General features: G+C 66.7%; 12 protein-coding genes, 1 tRNA gene and 1 pseudogene. 6 read left to right on the top strand and 8 right to left on the bottom strand.

Annotated elements, in window-relative coordinates; genetic code table 11:
* Positions 1-98: 98 nt before the first annotated feature.
* Positions 99-908: a hypothetical protein gene (locus ACZ45C_RS03945; protein ID WP_460562127.1), complete on the bottom strand. Its 810-nt coding sequence runs from the start codon at positions 906-908 to the stop codon at positions 99-101.
* Positions 909-1,098: 190 nt separating this feature from the next.
* Between ACZ45C_RS03945 and ACZ45C_RS03940 the strand changes: the two genes are divergently transcribed.
* Both ACZ45C_RS03940 and ACZ45C_RS03935 read left to right on the top strand, forming a co-directional pair.
* Entirely contained in the window at positions 1,099-1,596 is a 498-nt protein-coding gene (locus tag ACZ45C_RS03940; RefSeq protein ID WP_460562129.1) for a type IV pilin domain-containing protein, read from the top strand.
* A gap of 498 nt (positions 1,597-2,094) precedes the next feature.
* A pseudogene (locus ACZ45C_RS03935) lies at positions 2,095-2,437 on the top strand (IS6 family transposase); the annotation flags it as partial.
* Positions 2,438-2,465: 28 nt separating this feature from the next.
* Here ACZ45C_RS03935 and ACZ45C_RS03930 read toward each other — a convergent pair.
* The 4 genes from ACZ45C_RS03930 to ACZ45C_RS03915 all read right to left on the bottom strand — a co-directional run bounded on the left by ACZ45C_RS03930 (position 2,466) and on the right by ACZ45C_RS03915 (position 5,466).
* Positions 2,466-3,422, bottom strand: a complete 957-nt coding sequence (locus tag ACZ45C_RS03930; RefSeq protein ID WP_460562131.1) for a DUF7260 family protein — start codon at positions 3,420-3,422, stop codon at positions 2,466-2,468.
* Between the two features lie 281 nt (positions 3,423-3,703).
* Positions 3,704-4,546 carry an eIF2B alpha/beta/delta subunit family protein gene (locus tag ACZ45C_RS03925; RefSeq protein WP_460562133.1) on the bottom strand — a complete coding sequence of 281 codons (843 nt, stop codon included), beginning with the start codon at positions 4,544-4,546 and terminating at the stop codon, positions 3,704-3,706.
* A gap of 100 nt (positions 4,547-4,646) precedes the next feature.
* Positions 4,647-5,192: a DUF1684 domain-containing protein gene (locus ACZ45C_RS03920; protein ID WP_460562135.1), complete on the bottom strand. Its 546-nt coding sequence runs from the start codon at positions 5,190-5,192 to the stop codon at positions 4,647-4,649.
* Positions 5,193-5,391: 199 nt separating this feature from the next.
* Positions 5,392-5,466: transfer RNA gene (locus tag ACZ45C_RS03915), tRNA-Arg, on the bottom strand.
* A 105-nt stretch (positions 5,467-5,571) separates the two neighbouring features.
* On the opposite strand from ACZ45C_RS03915, the gene ACZ45C_RS03910 reads away from it, so the two are divergent.
* Together ACZ45C_RS03910 and ACZ45C_RS03905 are read left to right on the top strand one after the other, a co-directional pair.
* Entirely contained in the window at positions 5,572-6,198 is a 627-nt protein-coding gene (locus ACZ45C_RS03910; protein WP_460562137.1) for an AAA family ATPase, read from the top strand.
* On the top strand, positions 6,195-6,647 hold the full coding sequence (locus ACZ45C_RS03905) for an RNA-binding domain-containing protein (RefSeq protein ID WP_460562139.1): 453 nt from the start codon (positions 6,195-6,197) through the stop codon (positions 6,645-6,647). The genes ACZ45C_RS03910 and ACZ45C_RS03905 overlap by 4 nt, the downstream gene beginning before the upstream one ends.
* 39 nt (positions 6,648-6,686) lie before the next feature.
* Here the strand turns inward: ACZ45C_RS03905 and ACZ45C_RS03900 are convergent, their stop codons facing one another.
* The 3 genes from ACZ45C_RS03900 to ACZ45C_RS03890 all read right to left on the bottom strand — a co-directional run bounded on the left by ACZ45C_RS03900 (position 6,687) and on the right by ACZ45C_RS03890 (position 9,076).
* Positions 6,687-7,289, bottom strand: coding sequence for a transporter (locus ACZ45C_RS03900; RefSeq protein ID WP_460562141.1), 603 nt, complete (start codon positions 7,287-7,289; stop codon positions 6,687-6,689).
* 122 nt (positions 7,290-7,411) lie between these two features.
* Entirely contained in the window at positions 7,412-8,332 is a 921-nt protein-coding gene (locus ACZ45C_RS03895) for a DMT family transporter (protein ID WP_460562143.1), read from the bottom strand.
* Between the two features lie 60 nt (positions 8,333-8,392).
* Complete coding sequence (locus ACZ45C_RS03890) at positions 8,393-9,076, bottom strand: ArsR/SmtB family transcription factor (RefSeq protein WP_460562145.1); 684 nt, start codon at positions 9,074-9,076, stop codon at positions 8,393-8,395.
* A gap of 120 nt (positions 9,077-9,196) precedes the next feature.
* Between ACZ45C_RS03890 and gpmI the strand changes: the two genes are divergently transcribed.
* Together gpmI and lipA are read left to right on the top strand one after the other, a co-directional pair.
* Positions 9,197-10,795, top strand: coding sequence for a 2,3-bisphosphoglycerate-independent phosphoglycerate mutase (gene gpmI, locus ACZ45C_RS03885; protein WP_460562148.1), 1,599 nt, complete (start codon positions 9,197-9,199; stop codon positions 10,793-10,795).
* 37 nt (positions 10,796-10,832) lie between these two features.
* Entirely contained in the window at positions 10,833-11,849 is a 1,017-nt protein-coding gene (gene lipA, locus ACZ45C_RS03880) for a lipoyl synthase (RefSeq protein ID WP_460562150.1), read from the top strand.
* Positions 11,850-11,882: the final 33 nt, after the last annotated feature.

Raw genomic sequence — 11,882 nt, 5'->3', positions numbered from 1 at the left:
TGGCTTTGTCGATGGTGGTTTACGTCGATCGTCGACTGTCAGGTCGTCCGATCGCGTCGTACGTGCCCGGTCCGGGCCGCAGTCCGATTCAGACGGCCCTACGGCGGTTTCCCGAGACCGACCGCGGGACATCGCACGTCGTACGTGCTGTTGAACCCCTGGATCCGGACGGTGTCGTCGTCGATTTGAGTCGCGTTGAGTCCGCTCTGGCCGCCGGTGAGCACGCGCTCGTTCCACTGGTTCGCGGGGAGGTCGCTCCGAAGGGTGACGGTGACGTCGTTCACCGTCGCGGAGTTCTCGGATCCTCCGGGGACGGTGATCTCGAGCGGGAGCGTATCCGTTCCGGACTGCCTCGGTAGCGTTCCAGACAGCCGGTAGAGGGAGATCACGTCGTTCCCGTTCTCCCTCTCGGTGAGAATGGGCCGCTGTTCGAGCATCGCGTACGCGTCGTCTTCCGTTTCGACGTAGAGCAACCCGTTCTCGTACCGGATGTCCGGCTGGGTCGTGACCTGGTAGTTCGGCGAGTAGACGAGTCCGGTAGTGTCGTTTCCGCCGCAGATTTCGGTCGCGTTCGCCCCGTCGATCCGGATCGTCCCCTGCGTGCTGCTCCGGATCGACCCCGACGCGGGCGGCGGGTTGAGAAACAGCAGTCGCGGCGGGTAGTCCATCCCCAGATCGACGGGGACGAGTACCTGCCGGTCGCTCGTGGACCTCTCGGGCGTAACGATCTCGGCGTACAGACCCGTCATGTCCTCGCGGACCTCCTGATAGTGCTGGTACTCGACCTCCGCGTTCTGATTCGGAACGACGTACGCCTGAACGAGCGAGTAGCTGACCAACAGGAACCCGAAGAGGATGATGAACCCGACAAGGTTCGCTTGGCCCCGATCGCTCGGCGTGGCGTCCATGGAGCCTCGTCCACGCCCCACGAACATAAACGCTCCACTGCCGTGGCTCGAAGACTGCCCGACCTCGATGCCGAGTCGAGCCGACAAAACACTTTACCTGCTCGTGACGTAGGCGATACACGCATCGCTCCGACCGTCGACCGAGACGCGACGGTATCGTCTCGGTCGTTCGACGGACGGGAAAAGGACTATGAACGACCGAGCCGTCACCGAATCGATCGGCGTTATCCTACTCGTCGCGGTCCTCGTAGTGATATCCGTGACGATCGGTTCGGCCGCGCTGGTCCAGACGAACGCCGTTCGGGACCAGGGCGACGCCACCCGAATCAACGTGAAAGCCGAAGTGACGGACTCGTCTGTCACCCTTCGCCACGTCGGCGGTCCGAGCCTCGACACGGAAGACGTCCTGTTCCGTCTGAGCGGAGACGGCGGTCGCGTCGGGCCGTACACGCTCGCGCAGATCGACAACGACGAGGCCAACGGGACCTACCTCGACATATCTGACGGAAGCGACACGTTCGACGTCGGCGACGAGGTGACGCTGAACCACTCGTTTACGGGCTACATCGACATTTCACTCTTCGACTCCGAGAGCGGAGATCTGGTTGGCGGAGGAGAACTAGTGTACGGTCCAGATGGCGTCGATGCCGAGCCGAGCGACGAAGATGATGACGGACGGGTGCCATAGGGGCATCAGTAGGGTAGCTTCGGTCGAGAGAACTTCGCCGCTAATGCTGGAGACGTTGATTGGCTAGTTCTGGAACCATGTCTCAGGGCACGAGGGTATCTGAAGATTATAGGACACCAAATAGACGAGAAGAGGTCGAGACGCGGAGCGGTGGGTTTTCGACGAAATTATAAATTGTATATCGCAATATAGAAGTCGGTTCCTCTGATGCTCCAGACTTTAAGGTGTACTTCTACAAACCACCATTTCGATTATATTTTGTAGACACTGCAGGGCAAAGCGATTGCGCATGAGTCGGGGGTGTCACTGCTTTCTGTCCAATTGACCTATCTGACAACATCCAGTTCGAGGTTAACTTGGGGTTTCCGAGTGTTTCAGACGAACCCTCGTGGGGTTGAAGCTTAACGAGGCGGTGTTCAGATAACGCTTGAAAGGTGAGACGGTGCATTTCAAAGTGATCTATGCCCGAAAACGACCGCCACGGCGGTTGTTCACCCGTACGCTGCTGTCGATCCGGAAACGAACGATCTGCTCCACACAAAGCTTGAACCGACAACAAATAACGCTCTCGCAGATCGGTTTTTTGCTGAACACCGTGACAAACACGATGTAGACGACGCAACTGTTCTCGTTGATGGTTCAGATTCACTTCAGCAAGCCTGTCGGAAACACGATCTCGATTTCAGATACGAACGACGTGGAATCGAAACAGTATCGAACGTGTCTTTCGTGAAATAAAACGTCGACTGCCAGTTTCTCAAACTGTTTCAGCAACACCGAAGCAGAAACCGCCGACGGCTGGATCAGATCGTCCAGCTTCGTATGGAACCAGCTTATCTGAACACTACGGCTGCAGCGCAGTTATCGCTCTATCGGCCGCGAGCGAGCCGGCTCGCGACGTGGTCTCGGTCCGATCGGATCCGATCTGCAAGCTCCGCGAGCTGCGACAGCACGGGATAGTTCGGTCCGTCCGTCGGCCCGTAGAGGTATTCGTAGAAGGCTCGATCGCCCTCCACGTCGAGGGGTGTGTCCGGCCGCAGCGGCGGATCGTCGAGCGCCGTCTGTCGGTCGCCGGCGAGCGCGTCGCACTCGCGTTCGAGGTCGTCGAGTCGCCGCCACACGTCGATGGCGGCGTCCGTCGGATCGCGGTCGATCCCGTCGAGGTGTTCGATGAGTCGACGCCGACGGCGGTCCACGCTCGCGAGTTCGCTGTCGACGCTCCCGAGTGCATCGATTTCGGTGCCGATCGCGTCGGCCAGCGACGATCGGGCGTCGGCCGCCTGCCGGCTCCGCCTGACGAGCGCCGACTGCGCGCCGGCCGAGAGCGTGCGGTCCGACGCCAGCGCGGTCGCCGTGTCCGGTCCCAGTTCCGCAGCGAGGCTCTCCGGGAGCGTCTCGTCGTACTCCCGCTCGTAGTGCGGCAGTGACATCACGGTGTCTCTGTACGCCGAGAGCACCCGTCTGAGCGTGACATCGTCCCCGCTCGACCGATCGACGGTACGGACGCCCGCGACAGGCCCCTCGAAGGCCGCCGTCGTCGACCGCGCGGGCGGCGCGGGTTCGAGCGACGAGACGCGGTCAGCGAACGACTCGAAGGCGTCGCGCTCGGCCAGTACACGGGTCCGCTCCCGTCGACAGTCGTCGGTCGCATCGCGGACGTACGCGAATGCGAGAAACGCCACGAGTCCGACGAGGACGACCGCAGTGACGGCCCCCGGCTCGGTCGCCACCGCCCCTAACTCACACGAGAGGGTTGTACACTCCGCGACCGCTGGATCGGCGCTCGGGACCTGAAAGACCCCGGTCGCGCCCGGATTCACGCTCATTGTGAGTGGTAACACGGTACATACACAAAGCGTTTGTGTACCGTTCACAGCCACTGATACTCGGTGTGCTGAAAGCTCTGGGACGCTCTCGACCGACGACCCAATCGGTGGATTCTCGACCGCGGACTCCAGCCGGCCGCCGAGAGTCGACCGGTTACGGGAGATTCGAGGCGAAATCCTCGCGCTTCAGGGCGTCACCAGAAACCTGCGGTTTCTGGTTGTCCGCCAGAACCAACGTTCTGCAGGTGATTCTGGCGACGGGGATGAAGCCGACTCCCGTTTCACTCCATCACGCCGTCGTCGGTGATCACGGTGTCAACCATGCCGATGGGCGTCGCGTCGTAGCTCGGGTTCTCGATCGTGACGCCCTCGACCGGTTCGCGCATCACCTCGACGGCGTCGCGAAACTCGTTTTCGAACCGGAACTCCTCGATGGTCTTCGCGCCGGAGCCGACCGCGGTGACCGGGACGCCGAGTTCGCGCGCGGTGACGACGAGCGGGAAGGTGCCGATACGGTTGTAGTAGGTCCCGCCGGTGATACACGTGATCCCGAGCAGGACGCGGTCGCAGTCGCGGAGCGCGTACCCCATGGCGCTGTCGACGACCATCCGGGTGTCGACGCGCGACATCCCGGCGAGCGCACGGGCCGTCTTCCGGCCGAGGGTCCGCGGGCGCGCCTCCGTGACGTACACCGTCAGGTGCGCGCCGTCGCGCGCGGCGTTCTCGATCGATTCGAGCACGGTCGTCGAGTAGTCATGGACGAGGATGGTGTCGCCGTCTTCGATGCGTTCGGCGGCGTTGGCGGCCGCCTCGCCCTTCGCCGTCTCTATCTCCTCGGTGACGCGCGCGATCACGTCTTCGAGGCGCTGCTTCGCCGCTTCGACGGACGTGACCTCGCCGACGATGGAACGCTCCACGTCGCGCATCGCGTTGTGGAGCGCGGCGTGCGAGGGGTTCGAGCGCCGCAACACGCCGGCATTGTGTTCGAGGTCGCGCTCGAACTCGTCGACGGTCACGTACTCTCGGTCGAGCAGCTCCGCGAGCGACTGCGTCGCCTTCACGGCCACCGCGGACGTGCTGTGGGTTCGCATCGCCCGTATCTCGGCGACGGTCTCGTCGATCATACGTGCCCGTCGTCGCCCCCGGTGAAATGGATTCCGGGGCACGCTCTCGCCGACGCGCTCGCGGCGCTCCGACGACGCGGTCCGACCCGGCGCGCCGCCGTCACTCGAGGCTCGGAGTTCGCTCGCCGGCCGGCACCACGATCTCGAGCCAGTTCTCCTCGGGAGGCAGCGGACAGGAGAACGTCTCGCTGTACGCACAGAAGGGGTTGTACGCGAGGTTGAAATCCAACGGTACGCTCGCGCCGTCGACGAGGTCGGCGTCCGGCTCCAGCTCCATGTACCGGCCGTGGTGGTACGTCTGCTGACCGGTCGTCTTGTCTCGGAAGGGGACGAATATCGCCCCGTCATCGCCCTCCTGTCGGTACCCCGCGAGGGCGTGTTCACCGCCGTCGACCTCGAACGAGAACGTGACGGTCCGGAGGTACCGGACGGGGTTGCTCGCGGTCGTCTCCATCTCTACGGGGTCGGGGTCGTCGTGGACGGTCAGCGTCGACTCGACGCGGTAGTCCGGGTCCGGCGGGAAGTAGTCGAGCCCGTCGAACTCGTCGCGCTGTTCGGGCGGGATCGGCGACTGAGGGTGCTCGGCGAAGAAGTCGTCCTTCTCGCGGCGGTTCGCGCGGAGCCGCTCTGCGTATTCGTCGCTCATATGCGGGCAGACGGTCGGGAGGGGTTTCAGGGCCGCGGTCGACGGTTCGAGTCCGGTGCCGTTACTGCTCACTTCGTTCGCAGATAACGGGCACGGTGGGATTCGAACCCGATGGCGAGACTCGCTGCGCTCGTCTCGCGTGGTTCGAATCGCCTGCGTGCCTCGATTCAGCACGCCTCGCCGTCGCTCGGCGGCTTCACGGGCACGGTGGGATTCGAACCCACGACCGTCGGATTAGAAGTCCGACGCTCTATCCTGGCTGAGCTACGTGCCCTCACATTGAGTTCGCACGCCCGATATAAAAAACGCCGACGGTTCGCGCCGGCGGCACAGCGTCCCAACAGCAGACCTAAGTCCGCGAGCGGACTAGCCGCGGCCAATGAACGTCATCGGAACCGTCGGTCTCCCCGGTAGCGGCAAGGGAGAGGCGGCGAACGTGGCCGAGGCCGCGGGCATCCCCGTGGTCGTGATGGGCGACGTGATCCGCGCGGAGTGCCGCCGTCGCGGTCTCGACCCGGCGGAACACCACGGCCGGATCGCGGGCGCGCTCCGCGAGGAGGAGGGCGACGACGCCATCGCCGCTCGCACGCTCCCCCGGATCCGCGAAGCGGCCGACGAGAGCGACCGAGACACTGTCCTCGTCGACGGTCTCCGATCGACGGTCGAACTGGAGCGCTTCCGCGAGGCGTTCGGCGACGATTTCACTCTCGTGGCGATCCGCGCTCCCTTCGAACTCCGCGCTGAGCGCCTCGACGCCCGCGGCCGCGACGAATCCGACTCGGACCTCGAAGCGCTCCGCGAGCGCGACGCCCGCGAGATCGACCTCGGTCTCGGCGAGACGCTCGACCGCGCCGACGCCGAGATCGACAACACCGGCACGCTCGCGGCGTTCCGGACTCGCGTCCGCGAGGTTCTCGGGATCGAAGACGAGGAGACAGACGACGACGGATCCGCTCGCACGAGCACCGATCCCGCGACCGCCGACACCGGAGGTGACGGAACGTGATCTACAGCGTCGACGTCGACATCAGGGCCGCGGTCCGCGACACCGAGGTGACTGACCGCGTGGCCGACGCGATGTCGAACGTGTTCCCCGACGCGGAGTTGACTCACGAGGACGGCGCGCTCGTCGCCGAGACCCACACGCTCGACGCTTTCTCCGACGTGCTTCACGAACAGGAGATCCTCGATACCGCCCGTCGGGTGTTTCTGGACAACGCCACCGACGACGGCTTCTCGTTCTCGCTGAAGAAACAGGCCGCCTTCGAGGGCGTCGTCAACTTCGCGGTCGGCGAGTCCGACGAACTCGGCGAGATCGACGTCGAGGTCCGCGTCCGCGAGCCGGACGTCGAGACCTTCATCGACTACGTCGCACCCGAGACCGACGAGGGACGACCGGTCGACCCGGTCCGCGAGTACGGCGACCGGTTCGATCCCGAAGACGCGGAGTACTGAGAGTCGGTCGGACGCCTCGAACTCGCCGGATCCCCTGACTCACTCCGCACGCGTCGACGAGGCCGCCGCACCGATCGTCCCGCCGATCGAACCGAACACCGCTGGATACACCGCCCCCGCGAGCAGGACGGCGGTGACGAGCGTGGGGGCCACCGCGCCGTCACCGACCGTGAACCGGAACAGGAACGCGCCGAGTGCCGCGAGCGGGAGATAGCCGACGGCGACGAACGCGCCGGACCGCGCTCCCTCGATCGCGCCGGTCGCGCCCGCGAACCGCCCCGCGGCGAGGCCCGCCGCGAGCAACAGCAGCGGCGGGAGGACGAACAGCCAGCCGAGCGAGCCGCCGTCGGCCTGCGAGATCAAGTTCACCGACCGGGCACCGCCCACCAGCGCCGGAACCTCGGTATCGACGAAGTGAGCATTATAAAAGACCCAGCCAACCCTCTGCCACGTCGGGATCGGGTCGCCGCCGAACAGGTCGGCGAAGGCGTTGAAGCCCCGGAGCTGCGCTTCGATCCGGCCGCTCTGGGTGAGGAAGGTGATCAGGTAGCCGAGGACGTAGGCGACGGCACCGACGCCCGCGCCCGCGGCGACGCGCTCGGCGATTCCGTTCTGTCGGCTCGACCCATCGGGGACTGACATGTGCTCGAAATCGAGGCGGTGGCGGTAAGTGCTTGGTGGCTCGCAAGATGCCCGAAATCGGAGTTTTCGGCCGGGAGATCGACGGCTTGTCGACTACGGTACCGGCGACGTCCGGCCGAAACTCACCCGACGACGCCGTACTCGCGGAGCGTCGCCCGGAGCGCGGCGCGTTTTACCAGCGCGAAGCCGACGCAGATGATCGCGAAGCCGGCGACCGTGGTGGCCGTGACGCCCTCGTCGAGGAACGCCCAGCCCGCGAGCGCGGCGAAGGCCGGGGCGACGTACGAGACGAGGTTGATCTCAATCGGCCCGAGCCGGTCGAGCAGCCGGAAGTAGATGAGGAAGCCGAACCCGCTCGCGGCGACGGCGAGGTACGCGAGCGAGAGGAGCGCTTCCGACGACCACGTCACGTCGGCGACCGACTCGCCGAGCCCGAGCGAGAGCAGGTGCGTCAGGGCGGCCCCGACGAGCATCGACCACGCCTCCATCGTCTCTATCGGCATGTCGGTGTCGGCGGCGCGGGTCAGCACCGACCCGAGCGCGAAGGCGGCGGCCGCGAGCAACACGAGGAACTTGGCGACGGTGCCGCTTCCGGTCAGGTTCGCCGGGTCGGGCGCGGCGAGCACGACCGCGCCGACGAGCCCGACGAGCAGGCCGAGGACGCCGACCGCGGTCAGACGTTCCGAGGGGAGAAACACCCGGGCGAACACCGTCGTCAGGACGGGCGAGAGGCTGACGATCACGGCCGCGACGGCGCTCGTCACCGCCGGGTCGCTCTCGCCGACGAACAGGAACGCGTGGTACGCGGCGATGATCAGCGTCGCCCCGATCGCCACGACGGTCCACTCGTCGCGGCCGCGGGGAAACGGATCGTCGACGGCGTACGCCGCGTACGCGAGCATGACGACGCCGGCGACGTCGAAGCGGAACGCCGCGAACAGCACCGGCGGGAAGTACGCCAGCCCGGCGTTGATCGCCATGAACGCCGATCCCCAGACGGCGGCGAGAGTGAGAAACAGTCCGAGCGTCCGTATTCGGCTCACGTGGATCGTCTCCCGGGAGCGAGCCAAAAGGTTCCGGAAGCGGTCCGCGATACTGGAACCTTACCGGATTCGATAGCGGTTTGGGCTGTCTTCTCCGCCGGCCTCGCGGGCGACTACGCCCACGTCGGCGAGCCGAGAGAGGGCGTCGGCGACGGTACGTTCGCGAGCGCCGACCTCCTCGGCGACGGCGGCGGGCGTACCGTCGGTCTCGATCAGCGCGGCGAGCACCGCGGCGAAAAACCGGCTGTCCGCCTCGGTCCCGAGTCGGTCGTCGATCCGTGAGAGCGTGTCTTCGACGCGCCCCTGCACCCACCGCTGGGCCAGCGAGAGCTCGCGGTCGAGGTCCTGCAAGCGAGCGAACTCGTCGGCGAGGTCGGCGAGTTCTGTCGACGGACCGACGCCGGACCCGTCGGAGAGTTCGATGGAGAGGTGCGGACACCGCCCCGACATGTCGAGGCTGCTCTTGGCCGGGTACGCGCTCTTCGCACCGAAGCCGTACGGGGAGACGCTCACCTCCAGTCTGAGGCTGCGCGTGATCCTGAAGTACTTGCGGCGTTGATCGTCCGTCGTCGACTCGATCAGACCGGCCTCCTCCAGCTTCCGCAGGTGGTCGATCACCGCCTTCGGGCTCACGTCGAGGTACTCCGAGATCTCCGTGACGTAGCAGGGCTTGGTTGCGAGCAGCCGGAGGATGCGCCGCCGGTTCTCGTTGCCGAGGAGATCAAGCAGTACCGCGGAGTCCATTAACGTATGGTTAGCGTCGAGCAGTGATAAGGCTGACTTCCCGACGGCGTCGGCGCCGCGTCCGGTCGTGATCCCGCCGGGTAGCGAAGGGTAATTATCCCGCGGCGGGGAAACGCGTGCATGGAGACGGCGCTCATCATTCTCGACGGTTGGGGGCTCGGCGCGGGTTCCGAGCGCGGCGAGGCGGACGTGACCGGCGATCCGGAGCGCGGCGACGACGGCGCGACCGGTGACCCCTCGGGACGCCCGGTGGGCCGAGACGCGGTCGCGACTGCCGACACGCCGACGTTCGACGCGGCGACCGAGCGCGGGGCCGACGGCCGACTCGTCGTCCACGGCCGTCGGGTGGGCCTGCCGGAGGGACAGATGGGAAACTCCGAGGTAGGTCACCTCAACATCGGCGCGGGACGGGTCGTCAAGCAGGCGTACACGCGGATCTCCGACGCCCTCGCCGAGGGCTCGCTCGGCGACAACGACGCCGTCGCGGACGCGTTCGAGCACGCGGACGCGACGGGCGGACGAGTCCACTTCATGGGTCTCGTCTCGGACGGCGGCGTCCACTCCGACGTCAAGTACCTCCTCTCGCTGATCGACGCGGCCGCCGACGCCGGCATCCCGGCGACGTCCCACGCGTTCACCGACGGCCGCGACACTGCGCCCGAGATCGCCGACGGCTTCCTCGACGCAGTGACCGCGAGGGCGGACGAGTGCGGGACCGGCCACGTCGCGACGGTGACGGGGCGATACCACGCGATGGACCGCGACGAGAACTGGGAGCGCACCAAGAAGGCGTACGACGCCATCGTCGACCGAGAGGCTCCGCACTCGGCCGCAAGCGCGGTCGCGGCGGCCGAGGAGGCGCACGCCCGCGGCGAGACGGACGAGTTCATCGAGCCGACGCTCGTGGAGGGCGAGCCCGCGCTCGCCGACGGCGACGCGGTCGTCTTCTTCAACTTCCGGGCGGACCGCGCCCGTCAGCTCGTCCGGATGTTGACCGGCACTCGGCCGGACTGGGAGTTCGATCTCGATCAGCCCGACGTCCGGATGACGACGATGACGGAGTACGACGAGACGTTCGAGTTCCCCGTCGCCTTCCCGCCGCAACAGCCGGAGAACACGGTCGGCGAGGTCGTCTCAGACGCCGGCCTGACGCAGCTCCGGACCGCCGAGTCGGAGAAGTACCCGCACGTGACGTACTTCCTCAACGGCGGCCGCGAGGTGGAGTTCCCCGGCGAGATGCGGACGATAGTCGAGAGCCCGGACGTGCCGACCTACGATCAGCTCCCGGCGATGTCCGCCGAGGAACTCACCGACGAGGCGGTCGCGACGATAGCGACCGACGACCCCGACCTCGTGGTGTTGAACTACGCCAATCCCGATATGGTGGGGCACACGGGCGACTTCGACGCCGCGGTCGAGGCGGTCGAGGCGGTCGACGAACAGCTCGGCCGGCTCCTGAACGCGGTCGCGGACGCGGGCGGCCACGCGGTCGTCACGGCCGACCACGGCAACGCCGACGACATGGGCACGCCGGAGGACCCCCACACCGCCCACACGTTCAACCCCGTTCCGATCGTCTACCTGACGCCCGACGGCGACGGCGGGGGAAGCGAGATCCGCGACGACGGCTCGCTCTGTGACGTCGCGCCGACCCTGCTCGATCTGATCGGCCTCGACCGACCCTCGGAGATGACGGGCGAGAGCCTCCTGTCGGGCTGACTGGATTTGCATCGCTGCGCGCTCGACCCGCACGCTTTTGCCGTCCGCTCGCCGTGTTCCGGACATGCAACGCGGCCGTCGGAAACCGGACTGGCTGAAGTCGCGCCCCCCGTCCGGCTCTCGGTTCACGGAGATCAAAGCGAGCCTCCGCGAGCGCGACCTCCACACCGTCTGTGAGGAGGCCAACTGTCCGAACATGGGCGAGTGCTGGTCTGGAGGCGCGAACGCGCCTCCGAACGACGAGGCGGCCGACGCCGCCGAGGGCGGCGCGAACGGGCCGGGCACCGCGACGTTCATGTTGATGGGCGACCGCTGCTCGCGCGGCTGTAACTTCTGTGACGTCGAGACCGGCGGGATGGAGCCGCTCGACCCCGACGAGCCCGAGAACGTCGCGGATGCGGTCGCGGAGATCGGCCTCGACTACGTCGTCCTCACGTCCGTCGACCGCGACGACCTCGCGGACGGCGGGTCGGCGCATTTCGCCGAGACGATCCGCGCGATCAAGCGGCGCGACCCGGATATCCTCGTCGAGACGCTCATCCCCGACTTTCAGGGCGACCCGGAGGCCGTTCGCCGGATCGTCGACGCCGGCCCCGACGTGATCGCCCACAACGTCGAGACGGTCGAGCGGCTCCAGTGGCCGGTCCGAGACCGGCGGGCCGACTACGAGCAGTCGCTCGCCGTGCTCGATCTGGTCGGTCGCGAGTCCGACATCCACACGAAGACGAGCCTCATGCTCGGCGTCGGCGAGTACGACCACGAGGTGTACCGCACGCTCGGGGACCTCCGGGAGGTCGGCGTCGACATCGTCACCTTCGGACAGTACCTGCAGCCGTCGCGCTCGCACCTCGACGTGTTCGAGTACGTCCATCCCGACGCCTTCGAGACGTGGCGGGCGGTCGCTGAAGCGGAGTTCGACTTCCTCTACTGCGCGTCCGGCCCCATGGTCCGCTCCTCGTACAAGGCCGGCGAGCTGTTCGTCGAGGCGCTGCTGCGAGAGGGGCGTTCGGCGACGGACGCGAGGCGACGAGCGCGGGCCGCCGGCGGTGACTGACAGCGGGCGCACGATACCTGACGGTATACCGAC

Source organism: Halorubrum pallidum (assembly GCF_055380345.1).
The sequence above is the reverse complement of the archived record's forward strand: the minus strand, read 5'-3'. Positions and strand labels throughout refer to the sequence as shown.

Coding starts and splice junctions, on each gene's coding strand:
- ACZ45C_RS03945 (WP_460562127.1), bottom strand. CDS start 908: ATGGACGCCACGCCGAGCGATCGGGGCCAAGCGAACCTTGTCGGGTTC.
- ACZ45C_RS03940 (WP_460562129.1), top strand. CDS start 1,099: ATGAACGACCGAGCCGTCACCGAATCGATCGGCGTTATCCTACTCGTC.
- ACZ45C_RS03930 (WP_460562131.1), bottom strand. CDS start 3,422: ATGAGCGTGAATCCGGGCGCGACCGGGGTCTTTCAGGTCCCGAGCGCC.
- ACZ45C_RS03925 (WP_460562133.1), bottom strand. CDS start 4,546: ATGATCGACGAGACCGTCGCCGAGATACGGGCGATGCGAACCCACAGC.
- ACZ45C_RS03920 (WP_460562135.1), bottom strand. CDS start 5,192: ATGAGCGACGAATACGCAGAGCGGCTCCGCGCGAACCGCCGCGAGAAG.
- ACZ45C_RS03910 (WP_460562137.1), top strand. CDS start 5,572: ATGAACGTCATCGGAACCGTCGGTCTCCCCGGTAGCGGCAAGGGAGAG.
- ACZ45C_RS03900 (WP_460562141.1), bottom strand. CDS start 7,289: ATGTCAGTCCCCGATGGGTCGAGCCGACAGAACGGAATCGCCGAGCGC.
- ACZ45C_RS03890 (WP_460562145.1), bottom strand. CDS start 9,076: ATGGACTCCGCGGTACTGCTTGATCTCCTCGGCAACGAGAACCGGCGG.
- gpmI (WP_460562148.1), top strand. CDS start 9,197: ATGGAGACGGCGCTCATCATTCTCGACGGTTGGGGGCTCGGCGCGGGT.